At 66.1% G+C, this 18,545-nt stretch carries 15 protein-coding genes and 1 pseudogene; 7 read left to right on the top strand and 9 right to left on the bottom strand.

The window, feature by feature from the left end; translation table 11 throughout:
• Positions 1 to 17 precede the first annotated feature (17 nt).
• The 4 genes from DBR47_RS21925 to DBR47_RS21910 all read right to left on the bottom strand — a co-directional run bounded on the left by DBR47_RS21925 (position 18) and on the right by DBR47_RS21910 (position 6,756).
• Positions 18 to 998: a hypothetical protein gene (locus tag DBR47_RS21925; RefSeq protein WP_124454122.1), complete on the bottom strand. Its 981-nt coding sequence runs from the start codon at positions 996 to 998 to the stop codon at positions 18 to 20.
• Positions 999 to 1,075: 77 nt separating this feature from the next.
• Complete coding sequence (locus tag DBR47_RS21920) at positions 1,076 to 1,660, bottom strand: hypothetical protein (RefSeq protein ID WP_124454120.1); 585 nt, start codon at positions 1,658 to 1,660, stop codon at positions 1,076 to 1,078.
• A 34-nt stretch (positions 1,661 to 1,694) separates the two neighbouring features.
• Positions 1,695 to 2,540, bottom strand: coding sequence for a carbon-nitrogen hydrolase family protein (locus DBR47_RS21915; protein WP_124454117.1), 846 nt, complete (start codon positions 2,538 to 2,540; stop codon positions 1,695 to 1,697).
• 37 nt (positions 2,541 to 2,577) lie between these two features.
• On the bottom strand, positions 2,578 to 6,756 hold the full coding sequence (locus DBR47_RS21910; protein WP_124454115.1) for a YhdP family protein: 4,179 nt from the start codon (positions 6,754 to 6,756) through the stop codon (positions 2,578 to 2,580).
• A gap of 253 nt (positions 6,757 to 7,009) precedes the next feature.
• Between DBR47_RS21910 and glnE the strand changes: the two genes are divergently transcribed.
• The 4 genes from glnE (at position 7,010) to DBR47_RS21890 (ending at position 12,659) form a co-directional block, all read left to right on the top strand.
• Complete coding sequence (glnE, locus tag DBR47_RS21905; protein WP_124454113.1) at positions 7,010 to 9,817, top strand: bifunctional [glutamate--ammonia ligase]-adenylyl-L-tyrosine phosphorylase/[glutamate--ammonia-ligase] adenylyltransferase; 2,808 nt, start codon at positions 7,010 to 7,012, stop codon at positions 9,815 to 9,817.
• Positions 9,814 to 10,401 (top strand): rhombosortase, encoded by a 588-nt coding sequence (rrtA, locus tag DBR47_RS21900; RefSeq protein ID WP_124454111.1) that lies wholly within the window; start codon positions 9,814 to 9,816, stop codon positions 10,399 to 10,401. The genes glnE and rrtA overlap by 4 nt, the downstream gene beginning before the upstream one ends.
• The gene (locus tag DBR47_RS21895) at positions 10,398 to 11,303 is read left to right on the top strand and encodes a DMT family transporter (protein ID WP_124454109.1); all 906 of its coding nucleotides are present in this window, start codon (positions 10,398 to 10,400) and stop codon (positions 11,301 to 11,303) included. The genes rrtA and DBR47_RS21895 overlap by 4 nt, the downstream gene beginning before the upstream one ends.
• A gap of 150 nt (positions 11,304 to 11,453) precedes the next feature.
• Positions 11,454 to 12,659 (top strand): PEP-CTERM sorting domain-containing protein, encoded by a 1,206-nt coding sequence (locus DBR47_RS21890; RefSeq protein ID WP_124454107.1) that lies wholly within the window; start codon positions 11,454 to 11,456, stop codon positions 12,657 to 12,659.
• 10 nt (positions 12,660 to 12,669) lie between these two features.
• On the opposite strand, the gene DBR47_RS21885 is transcribed toward DBR47_RS21890, so the two are convergent.
• Positions 12,670 to 13,428: a Crp/Fnr family transcriptional regulator gene (locus tag DBR47_RS21885; protein ID WP_124454105.1), complete on the bottom strand. Its 759-nt coding sequence runs from the start codon at positions 13,426 to 13,428 to the stop codon at positions 12,670 to 12,672.
• 232 nt (positions 13,429 to 13,660) lie between these two features.
• On the opposite strand from DBR47_RS21885, the gene DBR47_RS21880 reads away from it, so the two are divergent.
• Both DBR47_RS21880 and DBR47_RS21875 read left to right on the top strand, forming a co-directional pair.
• A complete protein-coding gene (locus DBR47_RS21880; protein ID WP_197047219.1) occupies positions 13,661 to 14,482 on the top strand; it encodes an ABC transporter substrate-binding protein in 822 nt (273 codons plus the stop codon).
• A gap of 87 nt (positions 14,483 to 14,569) precedes the next feature.
• Positions 14,570 to 14,981: pseudogene (locus tag DBR47_RS21875) on the top strand (glutathione S-transferase); the annotation flags it as partial.
• A gap of 121 nt (positions 14,982 to 15,102) precedes the next feature.
• Here the strand turns inward: DBR47_RS21875 and DBR47_RS21870 are convergent.
• Together DBR47_RS21870 and DBR47_RS21865 are read right to left on the bottom strand one after the other, a co-directional pair.
• The gene (locus DBR47_RS21870) at positions 15,103 to 15,474 is read right to left on the bottom strand and encodes an ArsR/SmtB family transcription factor (protein WP_370454942.1); all 372 of its coding nucleotides are present in this window, start codon (positions 15,472 to 15,474) and stop codon (positions 15,103 to 15,105) included.
• Between the two features lie 66 nt (positions 15,475 to 15,540).
• The gene (locus tag DBR47_RS21865; RefSeq protein ID WP_231512446.1) at positions 15,541 to 15,888 is read right to left on the bottom strand and encodes a hypothetical protein; all 348 of its coding nucleotides are present in this window, start codon (positions 15,886 to 15,888) and stop codon (positions 15,541 to 15,543) included.
• Between the two features lie 161 nt (positions 15,889 to 16,049).
• On the opposite strand from DBR47_RS21865, the gene DBR47_RS21860 reads away from it, so the two are divergent.
• Positions 16,050 to 17,162, top strand: coding sequence for a YeeE/YedE family protein (locus DBR47_RS21860; RefSeq protein ID WP_124454299.1), 1,113 nt, complete (start codon positions 16,050 to 16,052; stop codon positions 17,160 to 17,162).
• A 7-nt stretch (positions 17,163 to 17,169) separates the two neighbouring features.
• On the opposite strand, the gene DBR47_RS21855 is transcribed toward DBR47_RS21860, so the two are convergent.
• Positions 17,170 to 17,667 carry a TlpA disulfide reductase family protein gene (locus tag DBR47_RS21855; RefSeq protein ID WP_124454099.1) on the bottom strand — a complete coding sequence of 166 codons (498 nt, stop codon included), beginning with the start codon at positions 17,665 to 17,667 and terminating at the stop codon, positions 17,170 to 17,172.
• Positions 17,664 to 18,542 carry an MBL fold metallo-hydrolase gene (locus DBR47_RS21850; protein ID WP_231512445.1) on the bottom strand — a complete coding sequence of 293 codons (879 nt, stop codon included), beginning with the start codon at positions 18,540 to 18,542 and terminating at the stop codon, positions 17,664 to 17,666. The genes DBR47_RS21855 and DBR47_RS21850 overlap by 4 nt, the downstream gene beginning before the upstream one ends.
• Positions 18,543 to 18,545: the final 3 nt, after the last annotated feature.

Raw genomic sequence — 18,545 nt, 5'->3', positions numbered from 1 at the left:
GGCACTGCCCGGCACGCTCAAGCCAGCTTCAATTCAGTCCTCAAAGCCCTGGCCTCGCTATCGTGCAGGCCCACCGTGGCCCAAACCTGCGGGTCTATGCCGCCACCGCCCAGGGTCTCGATGTAGTGGCAGGCGGCGAACTTGGCGGCGGCTTGTTCATAGCCGGCCACCCAGGCCGCACGGAGAGGCAAGCGCTCTGGGCTGACGGGCCAGACGCCGGGGCGAGGCCGCATATGCCCGGCAACACCGGCGCGCCAAGGCTTGGCTGTGAGCCGCGCGCGGAAGCAGCCTTGGCGGCGGCACATGCGTGCATAAAGTGGGTCGGCGCCCACGGCGACGAAGAAGGCTTGCGCCTCGGCTGAGTCGGCCTCGAAGGTCTTGTGCGTTGCCAAGAGGCGCAGCCCGGCCGGCGTGCGGTAGAGCCGCAGACTCCAGTCGGGCTGGCCGACCAGAAAGCGCCGGATGCGTGCACGAGCAATGCCTTCGGGGCCGCCGCGCAAGCGCGTCCAGCCGTCTTGCAGCCAATTTCGCAAGGGCGCAGCCAGGAGCATGGCGGGCAGGAGCAGCAAGACGAACACCCCAGGGCGACGGAAGATCAGGGCAATCAGAGCGGAGAGCAGCATCAGCACGCCAAAGCTGGCAAAGCCCCAGCGCAGGCTGCGTTGCGGCGCGAAGTCGATGTCGGCAAACAAGGCGTGGGGGCTGTTCAGGCAATGCGCGCCGTAGGCGTTGCGGGTGATGACGTCCTCGCCATGCCGAGCCAGCACCTCCTCGCGTATGGGCACGCCCTCTGCCCCGTTGTAAGCCACTTTGCGCTCTAAGCGCTCCAGCTTTTCACCGGCCAGGAGGCGATCGAGCGCCTGTGAGGCTCTTTGCTCGGCCATGTCGGCGGCATCGGCCTGGCTGGTCTCGGACCAACCCAGGCGCCTGACGGCAATCTGCCGGCCCTCGAAACGGTGCAGTTTGCGGGCTTCGGCCCAAAAGTCCGGAACAATCATGCTCGACAAAACCCCGTGAGTCAGCTGGCGCGAGACTCAACCATAACGCCAAATTCACGCGTCACAAATACAGCATCTCAATTCCAACTCATCGCCATCCACTCCCGCACCATGGTGTTGACGTTCTTGCGCACCGCCGCCTCGCTGGCGATGCGGGTGCGGGTGTTTTGGTCAAACACGGCTTCGCTGAAGTTGGCGGTGTGCAGGGTGCGCAGGCGGCGTTGGTAGGCGACCTTGCCCTCGGTTTCTTTGTCGAGCAGGCTGTATTCCAGGGTGACGGCGACCTTGATGTCGAGGCCGACCATGGGCTGCTCCAGCTCCACTAACTTGACGTTCAGCTGGTAGCGACCGGTGCCCGGCATGCCTGGGCTGTAAGGCACCAGGCCCAGGCCGCGCAGGGATTCATCAATCGCCTCCTGCAACGCCGGGTTGCTGATTTTGGAACCCCAGAACATGCCGGTGGGCTGGCCGCCGCTAACAGACGCGAGCAAGACCTGACCCTTCAAGGCTGGCGGCACCCAGCTGCGCAGCTGCAGGGTTTCGACGGCATCGAGGCGCATGCCGGGGGAGTCGGTGGGCGTGCCGCAGCCGCTCAAGGCGAGCAGGCTGATCAGCGCAGCGAGCGGCGGCAAGGTGCTCCAACGACGGGCGGCGGTCTTCATCGCGGCGATCCTTCCTCTTACAAAAGTGCTGTCCTCACAGGCGGCGATGCCGCAGCGCCGGCAATTGCTGGCGCACGGCTTTGAGGCGTTCCAGGTCCAGGGTGGCCACGGCCAGGCCCTCGCCCTCGGGCACGCAGGCCAAGACCTCACCCCAGGGATCGATGACCATGCTGTGGCCCCAAGTTCTGCGGCCATTCTGATGCTTGCCGCCTTGGGCCGGTGCGATGACAAAGGCCTGGTTTTCGACCGCTCGTGCGCGCAAGAGCAGCTCCCAATGCGCTTGGCCCGTGGTGTAGGTGAAGGCGGCGGGCACGGCGAAGAGGTCGCAGGGCTCGGGCTGATCGGGGCTTGCGAAGCTCATGGCGCGGTAGAGCTCGGGGAAGCGCATGTCGTAGCAGACGCTCAGGCCCACTTTGAGACCCTCGGTCTTGAAGGTGACGGGCTGCTCGCCCGCCTCCAGCACACGGCCCTCGTCATAGCTCTCGCGGCCGTTGTCGAAGCGGAAGAGGTGGATCTTGTCGTAACGCGCCAGGCGCTGGCCGTCCGGCCCGTAGACGCAGCAGGCATTGCGCACCCGCTCAGGCACGGCGGCCTTGATCGGCAGGGTGCCGCCGATCACGGTGATGCCGAGTGCGGCAGCGGTTTCGCTCAGCATGGCTTGCATGGGGGCCTGGGCAGGAGCAGCAGAACCCGCTGCGTTCAGGTCGGGCTCGGCAATGGCCAGCTTGTCGCTGTCCTTCAAGCCCATCAGGCAGAAGTACTCGGGCAAGGCGGCCACTTGCGCGCCTTGGGCGGCGGCCTCGTGCAGCCAGTGGCGGGCGCGGGCGAGGTTCTCGGCCACATCGGGCGTGGAGACCATCTGGATGGCGGCGACTTTCATGCTTTATTCACTCCAAACTAAGCGCTTCAGCGGCAGCTCAGGGCTGAGCACCGGATGCGGGGCCAGAGGCAGGGCCCGCGACGGGCGCCGGTTTCTTCACCGGCTGCCCGCGTTCTTCGACCTTGGGTTCGACCCAGGTCCCCGTGATATGGAACTCGCGCGTGCCGGCCGCTTCGACCGGGCGGCTCAAAAGCAATTGGGCCAGAAACGCGCCCAGGCCTATCGCCGGATTGATAGCGGCATAGGCCAGCGAGGCGCCGCCCATGCTGAACTCGGGCACGACCAGCACGCGCAGATTCTGCGTCTCGGTCGCCAGATCGGCCTCGCCCTCCAGCGCCACCGTGGCTTGCAGGCCGCGCATGCGCAGATTGCTGCTGCTGGCCAGGCCTTGGGCGATCTTCACATCGCCCGTCACGCCGTCGAAGGTGAAACCCTCGGAGAACACATCGCGGAAGTCCAGCAGAAAACGCCGTGGCAGCGACTGCAGGCTCAGCACGCCCAGCAAGCGCCCCACGCCGGGCTCGGCATTGAGGAACTGGCCGGACTCCAGCGTCAGCTTGAGCGCGCCGTTCATGCTGGCGTAGTCGGGCGAGAGGGGCGAGCCCTGCCAGCCCAGCTGGCCTTCCATATGGCCTTTGCCGCCGCGCAAGACTCGGCCCTGGCCCAGGCGTTCCAGGGTGGCACCGGCATCCACAATGTCCAGGCGCCAGTCCAGCTCGGTGCGGCGCAGGGGCTGGCCGGGCTCGTTCAGCCAATGGCCGGTGGCGTTGAGCACGGCGTCGGGGGCCTTGAGCTGCAGCTTGGTCAGGCGCCAGTCGCGCTGCGGGCCGCTGGCCTGGGCCTGCACCTCCAAGCGGCCCAGCTGCTTGCCGCGCAGCTCGAACTGCTCGACCACGATGTCCAGCGCCGGCACGCTGCCGGGCTGCTTGTCCAGCGCGCCCTTGTCCAGCAATTGAGTGACCGAGTCGGCCTCCTGCTTGGGCAGGGACAAGCGCGCCAGGCGGGCATAGACCCGGCCCACGTCCTTGGCGCCTTGCACGCCCTGCGGCGGGCGTAACTCCACAAAGCCACTGAGCTGCTCGGCGTCCAGGGTGGCGCGCCAGCTCTCGGGCTCGCCGGCGGGCGAACGGCTGATGCCGGCCACCACCTTGCTCAGTGTGCGCCCGCTCAAGAGCAGCTGCTGGGCGCGCAGGGCGATCTGGTTGGGCTGGTAAGCCAAGCCGGCATCGGCCGAGGCGGGCGCGTTCTTGCTGCTCTCCAAGCGATTACCCAGCTCGCGCCAAGCGTCCAGATTGAGCTTGTCCACCGTGGCCGTCATCTGCACACCGCTGCTGGGCAAAGCAGCCAGGGTCAGGGGTGCTTGCGGCTTGCTGTCTTGCAGATTGATGGCGCCGCGCAGCACGCGCGGGCTCTCGCCGCTGACATCACGCTGGTATAGCGCCTGCAAGGTGCTGCCCAGTTCCAGGCGCAGTTCCTCGCGATTGGCTTGGGTGCTGGTTTGGTAAAGCAGGGGCAAGGCAGTCTCGGCCTCCTTGCGCAAGGGCGCGGGCAGATCCAGGGCCAGGCCTTGCAGCGTGCTGTTGATCTTGATGTCGGCATGCCCCTGTTGCACGCCCAGCTGCAGGCGGTAATTGGCTTGGCCGCTGGCCAGCTGGGCCAGGCGCTGCAGGGCCGGCAGCTCGCTGCGGCGCAGGCCCTCGGCCGTGGCCAGGCCTTGCATCGTGAAGCTCATGGCGCCGCCGGGCAAGGTGCCGCCCTCCACCGTCAGGTCGCCGCCCAGAGCGCGAGCCTGCGCGCCCACGACATGCACGCTCTTTTGATCAAACTCGACCCGGCCGCGGGCATTGGCCAGCAGCGGGATCTCGGGCCGCACTCGCAAATCATTGCCGCTCAAGCCCACCTGGCCCTTGACCTCCACCTTCTCCAGCGCCAGCAAGGGCAGCTTGAGCGCCAGCTTCAAGCTGGCCGGGCCCGTGGCCTGGGCCTGCGCCAGCACCCCGCCCGTCCAGCCTTCGATGGGGGTGAGGTGCAGATAACGCAGCAGCTCGGCGGCCGGGCCGCGGCCCTGGCCTTCCAGCTCCAGCACCCGGGCATGGGCCAGGTCCTTGATGCTGCCGTTGACGCCGCTGACCTCATAGCCCAGCACCTGGGCGCGGCCGCTGCGGAAGGCCATGCCGCCGCGGTCAAAGATCAGCTCGGCCTGGGCATGTTGCAGGGCCGGCCAGCCCAGCGGCTGACCCGGCTCGGGCGGCACATAGGCGAAGTCCACATCCTGGGCCTGGGCGGTGATGCGGAAGACGCCGGAGCGGCCCGCATCAAAAGGGAAGTCCTGCAGCGCGCCGCGCAAGCGCACTTGCACATTACGGGCCTCGCCACCGCGGATCGCGCCCAGCAGATAGCCGCGCGTGGCTTCGCCCGCCGCCAGCGGCATATAAGCTCGCACCCGCGCGGCGGCGATACGCTCGACCGAACCCGTCAGCTCCAGATGACCGGGCAGGCGATTGCCCTCGTCCTTGCTCGTCTGCCAAACGCCCTTGAACTCGCCTTGCGCATCCGGCGTGGCCAGCTTGAGCTTGTTGAAGCGGATCTCGATATGGGCCGGCTGCGGTGCGAGCCGAGGCTCGATGCGCCAGTCCAGCGCTGTGCTCAGATGGCGGATGGGGGTTTGGGCCGACTCGAACAGGCCGGGCATCTCCAGTACACCGTCTTCGATCAGCAGCTGAGCCTTGCCGCCACGCTCCGTCGCCTCCAACTCCAGGCTGGCACCGCGCACGCCGGGGCGGCCCAGGGGGTGGGCGCCGGCTTGCGGGTCCAGCTCGCCGGCGCTGAGGCTCAGGCCCTCGATGCGGCCCTTGAGCGAATAGCGTTTGGGCGCGTCCACCGCGCCCTCCCAATGCAGCTTCAGGCCGCTGAGCACACCGCGCGGCGCCACATCGGCCAGCCAGGCGCGGGCCTGCGGGCCCATGGGCAGGCGCTGGGCCAGCTGGGCCATCAGGGCGAAGTCCAGGCGTTGGGCATTCAGCTCGCCGCCGTTCAACTCGTATTGCGCCGGGTCCAGGCTGCTGATCTCGTCGGGCTGGCTGGCTTGCAACATCTGCTGCTGCACGCGCTGCGGCTTGGCGGGTGCCAGGTCCAGGGCGATGGACCAGTCGGAACGCGGCCAGACCACCCCATCCCCGGCCACAAAACCCAGCTGGGTGGCGGCTAGGCTGAGGCGATTCTTCTGCCGCTGCAGCTGCAGGCGGCCTTCGATCTGGGTCAGATCCAGCATGCCGGCGGCGGGGCTCAGGCGCAGCTTGACGCGGCGCAGGCCCACATCGGCCGTCACCGATTGCGGCAGGCCCTTATCGATGTCGACCCAGGCGCGCAGGCCACCATCGCCCTCGCTCAGCTCAAAAGGCAGGTTGACGTGGCGGCGCAGCTGGCGCAGATCGGCCTGGGGCAGATCGGCAAAGAGCTGGCCGCTCCAGAACTTGAGCTCACCCGGCCGTTTCAGCAGGGCCTGGCTGAAGCGCCCTTGCAGGCTGAAGCGCTGGCCCCAGTCGGCCGGCGGCGTGGCGTCCAGGCGCACATCGTGCTTGCCCAGGCGGTTGCGCAGCACCAGATTCAGGGCGGACAGCTCCAGCGGCGGCGCGGCGCGGCTCTCGTCCACCCAGCGCACACGGCCGTTCAAAATGACGAACTCGCGCTGCACCAGCAGCCAGTCCAGCCAGTCGTCGGCCAGATCGGCAGTCTCAGGCCGCTGCACCGCGTCCACATTGAGCCCCGCCACAAAGATATGGCCCTGGGCGTCGCGCCGCACCTCCATCTGCGGGGCGTCGATCAGCAATTGCTCAAAGCGCGGCTGCAAGGACAGCAGGGAGCGCGCCGACAGCGCCGCCGCCACCTTGGGCAGGCGCAAGGCCTCGCGGCCGCGCGGGTCCAGCAAGACCACCTCGCGCATCTCCACCGCCGGAATCCAGCCCCCGGAAGTGACGGTGATGCTGCCGATGCGCAAATCAACCCCAAGCTGGGCCGAGGCTCTTCGCTCCAGGGCCGGACGCCATTCATCGATGTGCGGCAGAATCGCCCAGTGCAAAACCAGCCACGCCAGCAACAGCAAGCCCCACAAGGCCAGCACCAAGGCCATCAGCCAGCGCAGGCAACGCAGGGCGATGCGGGCGGGGCGCGTGGCCCGTCTGGCCGCGCTGAGCTTCAGGTTTGCAAGAATTGCCATTGAAGGGGAGCGCCCACCGTGGAGCCGATTGCCATTGTTGTAGTAATAGTGAAGTCCGCTGTCCGGGGCCGGCGCTCTCGTCAAGGAATCGAGGGGCTGCCGCAACGTGTCTTGCTGGAACGCTGCGAGCCGCAGCGAATCTAGCACAGGCGCCGCCCTGTTTTTAGCGCCCCAAGCCCCCTCCCGCTCCGCCAGAGCCGCCACCGAAACACGGTGTGACAAAGTTGCAGATCAAAAAGGCGAGATTCACGCCATGACAGCCCCCAGCGCCAACGCTTCTCAAACCCCCACCCCGGGCACTTCCGCCAGCCAGGCCTGCGAAGCCGCCGTCTTCAGCCCCCTGCCCGCGCGGGCGGATCACAGCCGCTTTGTGCAGCGCGTGCGCCGCCGCTACGCCGCCGAGCTGGGCCTGCTGCCGCCCGGCCAGCCGACGCGCGAGGCGATCGAGGCCCTGATCGCCCATTTGCAAACCCAGGGCAAACCCTTGGCCGCCGCCCTGCGGGTGGCCCGCCACCTGGTGCTGGAACGCCTGGCCGTGCTGGATGTGGAAGCGCAGGCGCCGATGGAGGCCATCACCGAGGTGATGACGGTGCTGGCCGAGGTGACGCTCTGCCTGGCCCTGGACGCCGCCCGCGCCGAGCAAGACGCCCTCAACGGCGCGCCGCGCAACGAACAGGGTGAGGTGATCGAGTTCTGGGTACTGGGCATGGGCAAGCTGGGCGCCCGAGAACTCAATGTGTCCTCTGACATCGACCTGATCTACGTCTACGAAGACGAAGGCCAAACGGACGGAAGCTCGCCCATCAGCGCCCACGAATACTTCGCCCGCGTCGCCAAACGTCTCTACGCCCTGATCGGCGAGGTGACGGACGACGGCCAGGTCTTCCGCGTGGACCTGGCCCTGCGGCCCAACGGCAACTCCGGCCCGGCGGCTGTGAGCATGGCCATGCTGGAAGAGTATTTCCTGGTGCAAGGCCGCGAGTGGGAGCGCTTTGCCTGGCTCAAGAGCCGGGTGGTGGCACCGCGTGCCAGCGTGCAAAACGGCCGCGCCCTGGTGCTGCGCTCGCTGGTCACACCCTTCGTCTACCGCCGCTATCTGGATTACGGGGTGTTCGAGGGCTTGCGGCAATTGCATCGCAAGATCCGCGAAGAAGCCCAGCGCCGCGCCGCCGGCCGGCCCGAGCGGGCCAATGACGTCAAGCTCTCACGCGGCGGCATCCGCGAGATTGAGTTCACCGTGCAGCTGCTGCAGGTGGTGCGCGGCGGGCAGTTCCCGGAGATCCGCACCCGCTCCACCCTCAAGGCCCTGGAGCGCTTGGCCGCCGGCGGCCTGATGAAGGCCGAGACCGCCGCCAAGCTGGCGCAGGCCTATGTCTTCCTGCGCCGGGTGGAGCACCGCATCCAGTTTCTGGACGACCAGCAAACCCATTGCCTGCCCGCCGGTGATGAAGACCTGGCCTGGATCGCCCGCAGCCTCGGCTTAACTTGCAAACCCGACGGCACACCGGGCAGCTGTGCCTTGCTGGATCAGCTCTGCGAGGTGCGCGAGATCGTCGCCACCGAGTTCGACGCCTTGCTGCACGACGGCCATGCCCCCGTGGGCACGAACGGCTGCCGCGGCTGCGGCGGCCCGGCCCTGGCGGTAGACAGCGATGAATTCCTAGCCAAGCTGCAGCCCGAGCTGGCCACGGCCGTGCGCCGCTGGGCCTCGCAAGACCGGGTGCAGAACCTGCGCGAAGAATCGCGCCTGCGCCTGGCCAAACTGGTGGGTCGCGCGGCTTTGGCGGTGCGTGACGGGGGCTGCACCCTGGACGCGGCCCTGCGCTTTGTCGATTGGATGGAGCCCTTGCTGCGGCGCGAAAGCTATCTGGCCCTGATGGTGGAGCGGCCCTCGGTGCAAAGCCGTTTGCTGCGCCTGCTGGGCCTGGCGCGCTGGCCCATGCGCTACTTGATGCTGCACCCTGGCGTGATCGACGAGTTGGCCGACAACCGCCTGCTGAACGAACGCTTCGACGGCAAGGCTTTTGTGCAGGACATGCAAGAGCGCTTCCTGGCCTGGGACCGCTCCGGCGAGGCGCAAGAAGAAGCCCTGCTCGACACCTTGCGGCGCGCCCACCATGCCGAGGTGTTCCGCACCCTGGTGCGCGATGTGGAGCAGAAGATCACGGTCGAGCAGGTGGCCGATGAACTCTCCGCCCTGGCCGACGCGATTCTGCAATGCACCATCCACTGGGCCTGGGCCCGCCTCAAACAGGCGCACCGGGAGAGCCCCCGTTTTGCGGTCATCGCCTATGGCAAGTTAGGGGGCAAGGAGCTGGGCTATGGCGGCGACCTGGACGTGGTCTTCCTCTTCGACGACGAGGACGAGCGCGCCCATGAGGTCTACGGCGCATTTGTGCGCAAACTCATCACCTGGCTGACGGTGCGCACCTCGGCCGGGGAGCTGTTCGACATCGACACCGCCTTGCGGCCGAATGGCAATTCCGGCCTGCTGGTGACCTCGCTGGCCTCGTTTGAAAAATACCAGACCGGTCGCGGCAGCAACACCGCCTGGACCTGGGAGCACCAAGCCATCACCCGCGCGCGCTGGTGCGCCGGCGACCCCGAGCTGGCGGCGGGCTTCGAGGCCGTGCGCAGCGCCGTGCTGACCGCCCCGCGCGACCACGCGGCCTTGCGCAGCGAGGTGCAAGCCATGCGCGACAAGGTGCGCCAGGCGCATCCGGTGCGGGCCGGCAAATTCGACATCAAGCACAGCCCCGGCGGCATGATGGACGCCGAGTTTGCCCTGCAATACCTGGTGCTGGCCCATGCCGGCGCGCACCCGGAGTTGATCGGCAATCTGGGCGTCATCGCCTTGCTGCAGCGGGCCGAAGCCGCCGGGCTCTTGCCCGAGGGCGTGGGCCACCAGGCCGCCGATGCCTACCGCGAACTGCGCCGCGCCCAGCACCGCGCCCGCCTGGACGAGCAGCCCACGGCGGTGGATCTGGAGGCCATCGCCAGCCTTGGCCTGGAGCCGCAGCGCGCCGCCGTGCTGGCCCTGTGGCGAGCCGTGTTTTCTTGAAGTTATCGCCTTGGCTCGCCCTGGGCGCCCTGCTGGGCCTGGGCTCGGTCCTGGCCTGGTTCAGCCCAGGCAGCAGCGCCTGGCTGGACTGGCAGCCGCAACTGGTTTGGGCTGAGCCCTGGCGCGCTTGCAGCGCCGTCTTTGTGCACTGGAGCCAGCAGCATCTGCTGGCCAATCTGGGCGCCTGCGCGGTCGTGAGCTGGTTTGGCTGGGCCGCGCGCGTGCCGCCGCGCGCCGCCCAGGCCTTCGCCCTGGCCTGGCCGCTGACGCAGTGGGGCTTGTTGATCAAACCCGAGCTGCTGCACTTTGGCGGCTTGTCGGGCTACTTGCATGCCGGGGTGGCCGTGGTGCTGGTCGAGTTGGTGTTCGGCCCCGCGAGCACGCCGCGCCAGCGCCGCGTCGGCCTGGCCGTGAGCCTGGGGCTGGTCATCAAGCTATGGAGTGAGGAGCCCTTGGGCCCGCCCATGCGGGTGATCAGCGGCTGGGACATTGCCGTGGCGCCGCTCTCCCATCTGACCGGGGCCCTGGCCGGCGCGTTCACCGCCGGTCTCTTACTTCTTCTTTCTTCCGCTCGCCCCCGATGACGTCCAGCCCCACCCGAAAGACCGAACTCGACCGCCTCGCCGTCGTCTGCCTCTTGCTGTGCTGCCTGCTCTGGGGCCTCAACCAAGTGGCGGCCAAAGCGGGGCTGAAGGAGATGACCCCGCTGTGGCAGGCGGGCCTGCGCTCCCTGGGCGCGGCCCTGCTGGTGTGGCTGTGGGCTTCTGTGCGCGGCATCAAGCTCTGGCAGCGCGACGGCACGTTGCGCGGCGGCCTGCTGGCCGGTCTGATCTTTGGCGCGGAGTTCGCCTGCATCTTCATCGGCCTGCAATACACCAGCGCCTCGCGCATGGTGGTGTTTCTCTATCTCAGCCCCTTTGTCGTGGCCTTGGGCATGCCCTTCATCGCCCGCTCCGAGCGCCTGAATCTGCGCCAGACCGGCGGCCTGCTGCTAGCGTTTGCGGCCGTGGCCTGGGCCTTCGCCGAGGGTTTTGGCCAGAGCAGCGGCCAGCCCTTGCAATGGTTGGGTGACGCCTTGGGCGTGCTGGCTGCCGTGCTCTGGGCCGGCACCACTTTGACCATACGCGCCAGTCGCCTAGCCAGCGCGAGCGCCGAAAAAACCCTGCTCTACCAGTTGGGCGTCTCAGGCTTGGGCCTATGCGCGGCGGCTTGGGCCATGGGCGAGAGCCTGCCCCAGGTCTGGAGCCTGCGCCTCACGGGCCTGCTGTTCTTCCAGACTGTGATCATCAGCTTTGCCAGCTATCTGCTCTGGTTCTGGATGATCCGCCACTACCCCGCCACCCGGCTGGCGGCCTTCACCCTGGCCACGCCCTTGTTCGGCCTGCTGGCCGGCGCCTTGCTGCTGGGCGAGCCCATCACGCTGCGCCTGGGGATTGCCTTGCTGGCCCTGGCGGCGGGGGTGGCACTGGTGAATCGGAGGACTTGATCGGGATACACCCTTGTGTGTCCAAAGTTTGACATTCTTGCGCGTGCGAAATTCACAGAATCGCGGCTGCAACCCTGCCCAAGCCCAGGCTCCCAGCCGGGTCTCGGTCGCAAAAGCCAGGGCCAAGTTCGACTCGTCAAAGGAACTCGCATGAAGACTTCTACCTCCCTCGTGGCCGCCCTGCTGCTGGTTGCCGGCAATGGCGTGGTGCTGGCCGCCGCCCCCAAATACACCATCATCGACCTGGGCCAGATCAACCCCGAGACCGCCTACGCCACCCAAGGCGTCAATATCTCGGCCAGCGGCATCATCGTGGGCCGCACCTTGAACGGCCAAACCGGCGCCTCGGTCGCCTTCACTTCCCTGACACCGGGCGGCAGCCTAACGGCCTTGTCCAACACCATCGCCGTGCCCGGCGGGACCCCCCTGAACCGCAACCACGCCATTGCCTACAGCGCCAACAGCTCTGGCGTCGCCGTGGGTGCCTCGTTTTCCAACGGCCGGCTCAGCGGCGCGGTGCCGGTGGTGTGGGACAGCCAGGGCCATGCCACCCGCCTGCAACTGACGGCCGCCGCCGGCAACACCGGCAGCGCCTATGACCTGAATGCATCGGGCATCGCGGTGGGCGGCATCAACGGCGGCAATTTGCGCCGCGCGCAGATTTGGGACACCCAAACTGGCGCCGCCTCCAGCGTGCCCCTGACGGCCGAGGGCAATTACATGGCCACGGCGGTTGCCATCAACGACGCCGGCCTGATCGCCGGTCAAGGTATTGACCCGAGCAATGGGGCGCGCAATGTGGCCATGGTCTATGACCTGAAGACGGGGGTGAACACCGAGATCGCTCTGGGCGGCGGTGGCAATGGCGGTCTGGTCACCGACATCAGCAATTCAGGCTATGTGACCGGCAGTGTGACCATGAACCAAGGCCCTCTGGGTGCCTTTATTTGGCGCAGCGACCTCGGCACCCGCATGATTGATCAACTGGCGGGCACGAGCGAGTTTGCGGCCCGCAGCGTCAATAGCAGCGGCTGGGTGGTGGGCAGCAGCTCTTTTGGGGTCAACTCCATGCCCTGGTTGTTTGATGGCCAGAACACCTACTCCGTGGCCGAGCTGGCCGCCGGCAGCGGCTGGGACTTCATGCCCAGCGATGGCGTGCTGCGCACCTTTGCCTCCGCGACCGGTATTGCTGATAACGGCACTTTTGTAGGCACCGGCATTTTCAACGGTGCGGCTCACGGCTATGCCATGGTCCTGACCTCGGCCGTGCCCGAGCCCGCCAGCTATGCCCTGCTACTCGGCGGCCTGGCCGCTTTGGGCCAACTGGCACGCCGTCGGCGCCAGACCGGGGTCTGAGCCCGGACGCTTAGAGAGTGTTGTCGTTGGCAAACTGCAAGAGCTGCGCGACATCGCGGATGCGGATCTGCGAATAGCGCATCTCGACCAGGCCGGCCAGCTTGAGCCGACGCAAGGCGAAGTTGACCCGCTGACGGCTGGCGCCCAGCACATCTGACAGGTCTTCTTGCGAGACCCGCTCTTCAATGCAAACCCCATCAGCGCTTTCTTTGCCATATCGCTGAGCCCACAGCACCAGGGTGTGGGCCAGGCGCACCTCAATCGTCTGGCCCGCGTCGCGGTTCATCTTGGCGTAAGCCGCTTGCATGCGGTAGGCCAGCTGCATTTCGATGGCGCGGCCCACGCTGGGGTCGCGCAAGCGCAGCTGACGGAACAAGTCCCCAGGGATCAGGCAGACCTGGGCGCCATCGCCCCGCGCGAACGTGTCGTAAGGGTAGGCCGAGCCATTGACCATGGGCACATAGCCTATGGTGTCGCCGACGCATTGCAGGCCCAGCAAATAGCGCTGCCCATCGGCGCGCGTCTGGCTGAAACCCAGGGAGCCCTCCAGCACCAGGGCCAACATATCGAAACTATCCCCGCTGCGGATCAGGTGCTCATCCTTGCTCAGGCTGCGCAAGCTCGCGCCTTCGACCAGGGCATCCAAAGAGCCGGCCGAACACTCACAAAAGCCCACGGAGGCGGCAAGGTGCTTGCGCGCCGCTGCCCGCCATGTCTGCCGAGCGTTCTGCTCGCTCAGTTCATTTGAGAGACCGATTTCTGTTGGCATAAGGGGGAGAGGAAGGAGCGGCGACGGGAAACTCAAACTTGAGCCTCGATTTTCCTACTTCGCGCGCGATAGGGCGCGTCTTGTTTACGGTTCATGAATCGGCGGGCTTGAGCAAAGGCCGGGGTCCCTCAAACGCAGCTTTGCAGATATTGCCGTGAAGGCTGACTGTTAGCATGAGCCGATACGTCTCTGCGTATCCCCGCGCATGCCCAGCGCGCCCTCCCGCGATCTCATGTTCCGCTCTCAGTTCCTGTCGCTGTTCCTGCTCGCCTGCCTGGCCACTCCCACCTACGCCGCCACGCTGAGCTTCCCCCAACCGGCCGATGGCGATCGCAGCCGCTACGGCTTTGAGTTCGCCCTGCTGGAGGCCGCCCTGGCGGCCAGTCGCCCGGCCAGCCAGAAGACGCAAAACTCGCCGAGCGAGCGCCTGCAATGGTCGGCCCAGACCATGAGTCAAGCGCGTGCGCGCCTGGAGGTCGCGGCGGGCAAGCTCTCGGTGGTTCACAGCGTGGCCACGCCGGAATTGGATAGACAGCTGACGCCGGTGCGCTTCGCCATCGACAAGGGCTTGAACAGCCAGCGCATCCTGCTGACCCGCAAAGACCTGCTGCCCCGCTTGAAAGCCTTGCGCAAGACCGAGGAATTGCGCACGCTGCGCTTCGGCGTTTTGGGCAGTTGGAGTGACCGCAAGGCCTTGCAGAGTCTCGGCTACCAGGTGGAGGTGACCGAGTCTTTCTCCGGTCTGTTCAAGATGCTGGCCCTGGGTCGCAGCGACGCCATCCTGACCGGCGTGCTGAATGTGCAGCAGGTGCAGGCCTATCTGGCCGAACCGAGTGAGTTGGAGTGGGAGCCCAGCCTGCTGCTGATCCTGCCCGCCAAGCAGCAGTTCTACACCGCCCCCACGGCCGAGGGCCGGGCCCTGGCCCAGCGCCTCTTGCGCGGCCTGCAAACCCTGAAGGCCAACGGTGAGTTTGAGCGCCTGCATGCGCAGTATTTCGGCGAGCAGATCGAGGTGGGCCGCGGCCGCCGCGAGCTGCGCCTGGATGGGTTCTGAGGGCCGGCGCCCGCCCTGTCACCCGCGCGCCAAGCGCCAGCAACTCTGCCGCGTAGACTCCCTGCCACACCCACCGGAGACCCCACCATGATCACGCTCTGCGGCTTTTCACTCTCTAACTACGACTGCAAGGTCAAGTTCGTCTTGCTGGAAAAAGGCATCCCCTTCCAGGAAGAACTGGTGATGACCCACTCGCCCGAAGAGGCCGTGCTCGCCTGCACGCCTCAAGGCCCGCTGTGCGAGAGCCAGGTGATCCTGGACTATCTGGAAGCCAGCTACCCGCAAGTGCCGCTACTGCCCGCCGCCCCCTATCTCACGGCCAAGCAGCGCGAGCTGATCACCTTTGTCGAACTGCATCTGAAGTTGGTGACGCGCGAGCTCTACCCGCAGGCCTTCTTCGGCGGCACGGTCAGCGAAGGCACGCAAGTTGCTGGCCAAAAACCTCCCCGCCTTCAAACGCATGGCCAAGTTCGCGCCCTATGTCGGCGGCGAGACCTTCGGGCCTGAGTCAGGCCCGGACAACGGTCGAAGGCCATTTGCTGGTGCGCCAAAGCGAGGGCCAGGGGGCGTGCTAAAGCTGAAGACCACGCGCTGCTGAGGACGAGAGCACCTTGTGGTGATCAGCCCAGTTTCAAACCAAGCTCACGGCCAGCTGCCGGTTTCTTACCCCCGGGGTGTATCGGGTCGACATCCAAATCCATGGCGACCTGGGTACACACGGCACGGCAAAGCGAAGCGACTCTTTCGTCTTGCAAGCGATAAAAAACCTGCGTGCCTTCGCGACGTTTGCCTAGCACACCGGCTCGATAGAGAGTTGAGAGGTGCTGCGACATATTGGGCTGGGTGGTATCTATCATCGCCAGCAGTTCGGAGACATTGCGCTCTTCATTGCAGACCGCACTGATGATTTTCAGTCGCACGGGGGTCGACAGCAGGCCAAATAGCTCCGCCGCTGTCTCAAAGACTTGGTCTTCCTCGACCGACTTAGACACCACGGAAGCCTCCCACTCAACAGGCTTCAACTATATCAGCGACCGACAATGTATGCCGCTGTACCCCTACTTGAACTTGTAGTGATCACGATTGAGCACGGCCGCTATGGATGTGACCTCTTCGGGAAAGAGGATGAGATTGAGCTCCAGATTGCATTGCTCGACCATGCCCCGCAGGGCCGCAGGGCTGTTGATGCGCCCCTTGGGACGGTAGATGGCCGCCCCATCCCCGCCTACTTTGCGGACATGGCACTGCGCACAGCGATGCTCAGCCAGCAGCTTCTCGCCCAAGACTTTGTCCGCGCCGGCATACAGTTGGGCGGCAGTCTCTGCCCTCGCGCTCGCCACGCCCAAGCAGGCAACCAGCGCCAGGAGCCCGACCAGCTTTCGCTGATTGATTGCAAGAGCAGACATAGGCTGAGACCTGTTAGTTTGGGGCAATCTTAGACAGCAAGCGGCGGAACGCCGCTGCATCCATCCTAGGTGCTGCCAGCGCCGGCACACCGGGGGAAATCCCCTGTCCGGACGGGCACCGGCCGAGCTCGACGCCTGTGTCCACGGTTCACAATGTGCGTATGCAAGAAACGGAACTCCAGTCCCTCACCCACCTTTTGCTTTTGGGTGCTTTTGCACTCTCGGTGGCCTTCGGCGCGCTGGCCCAGCGCTTTCATTTCTGCACCATGGGTGCGATTGCCGATGTGGTCACTATGGGTGACTGGTCGCGCATGCGCATGTGGGTGCTGGCCATTGCAGTGGCGCAAATCGGCTTTAGCAGCATGGTGGGCTTGGGGTGGGTACAGGCCCAGCGCAGCATCTACGCCAGCTCGCAGCTGCTATGGCTGTCTTCGCTATTGGGCGGGGCGCTGTTTGGCTTCGGCATGGTGCTGGCTTCGGGCTGCGGCAGCAAAAACCTGGTTCGGCTAGGCGCTGGCAGCTTGAAGTCCTTGGTGGTGGTGCTGGCATTGGGGGTAAGCGCCTTGGCTACCCTGCGCGGCATCGGTGCCGTGCTGCGCGTGGCCACCGTCGATCGCCTTACGCTGGCGCTGCCCAGCGGCCAGGACCTGCCCAGCCTGCTGGCTAACTGGCTGGCACTGCCAGTGCCCAGCACGGCTCTCTGCCTAGGCCTGGCCAGTGGCCTGGGCTTGATGGCCTGGGTCTTGCGCCAAGCCGAGGGGCGGCGCGCCGAGGTCTGGCTGGGCGGGCTGGGAATCGGCGGCGTGATCGTGGCGCTGTGGTACTTGTCGGGGCAAGTCGGCCATGTGCTGGAACATCCTCTGACGCTGGAAGAGACCTTTTTGGCCACCAACTCCCATCGCATGGAGGCGCTGAGCACCGTCGCCCCGCTAGGTTATGTGCTGGACTGGCTGCTGTACTTCAGCGATAGCTCCAAAGTCCTGAGCATGGGCATGGTCAGTGTGCCAGGAGTGCTCGCGGGTTCTTTCATCACAGCCAAACTCAGCCACAGCTTTCGCTGGGAAGGATTCGCCAATGCCGAGGACCTGGCCCAGCATCTACTCGGGGCAGTCTTGATGGGCTTTGGCGGCGTGGTGGCCTTGGGCTGCACCGTGGGGCAGGGTTTGTCGGGTATTTCGACCCTGTCGCTGGGCAGCATGCTGGCCTTGCTGGGCATTGTCAGCGGCGCGCTGGCGGCCTTGCGCTATCAGTACTGGCGCATGGAATCGATCTGAAGCGGGCTCAGCGGCGCGGGCTCAGCAATTCATCGGCCAGCACCAGCACATCCTCTTCAAACATCTCGCCAGGGATGGCCTGTAGCAGACGGCCTTGAGGGTCGATCAAACAAGTGAGCGGAATCACTCGTTTGAGCCCCCGGCCTTGACGCAGACCTGCGCCGTCCAGTGTCACCGCGAATGCATACCCATTCGTCGCCATGTATTGCCGCACTGCCCGGGCGTCGGTGTCCAGCGCCGCGCCCAGCACCCGCAACGGCCTACCTCGCGTGGCCCGATGCAGTTTGTCGATATGCGCGTTGTGCCGTTTGCAATAGGGGCAGTTGGTGGCCCAGAACACCAGCACAGCAGCCACGCCATGCCAGGACTCTGGGTCGAGCCTAGGACCGTCGAGCAGCTGGATCTGCGGCCACTCCCAGCCTGACCTGAGCGCATCGCCCCAAGCCGGGCGATGGCCCAGCACAGGTGCTAAAGCACCACCTAGCAAGAGCTCACGACGCCTCATGGCTTGAGACCCTGCGACGCTTGCTGCTCCAGCGCCAGATAGATGTTGTAGGCGTTCATACGATTGGCTGCGCGGAACAGCGGCAGATGCTCAAAGCGCGACCAATCCACCCGGGCATAAGCCTGCTCGAAGGGCTCCAATTCGGCCGCCGCTGCGGCCATGGTCTGACGCAGATAGCGGAGGTAGTCGCGGGTGAGTTGAAGGTCGGCCAGGGGGTCGCTGGACAAAGCGCCATGGCCGGGTACCAGGACGCGGGGCTTGATCTCAATCAGCCGCTCCAACGCGGCAATCCACTGCCCACTATCGGCCTGGCCGACAAAAGGTATGCGTCCACGAAACACCAGATCACCCGCAAACACCACACCCGCTTTCTCGACCTGCACGACCAGGTCCTCGTGCGTATGTGCGGGTCCAAGATGTTGGATATGAAAACGCTCACCACCCAGCTCCAAGCTGCCGTCTTGCGCCAGCCAGCGGTCGGCGGGCACCAGGCGGGTGTTTTCGTCTATCCAGGGAAAGAGCTCTTCCCGGCTGGCACTCAAGCGCAGGCTTGCGGTTTCGGAATTGAGGTACTGCTTGCCGCCCTGTTGAGCAATAACAGTGGCGCCCAGCGCCTTGAAGGCCTGCAGACCATAGATATGGTCAGCGTGGTAATGGGTGACAATGACGTAACGGATTGGCTGCGCAGTGAGGCGGCGAATTGCATCGATCAGCTCCTGCGCCAGCGCCGGGGAGCCCAGAGCGTCGATCACCACCACACCCTCGGGTGTGATCACAAATCCCGCGTTGGAGATGAAGTTGCGGTTGGCGCTTGAGCCCACGGCCGCCTCGCCCTGCACAAACCAGATATTGGGAGCCACACTCTGCAGGTTCAAAGC

Origin of the sequence: Paucibacter sp. KBW04 (genome assembly GCF_003852425.1) — a bacterium.
Taxonomy (GTDB): domain Bacteria; phylum Pseudomonadota; class Gammaproteobacteria; order Burkholderiales; family Burkholderiaceae_C; genus Paucibacter_A.
The sequence above is the reverse complement of the archived record's forward strand: the minus strand, read 5'-3'. Positions and strand labels throughout refer to the sequence as shown.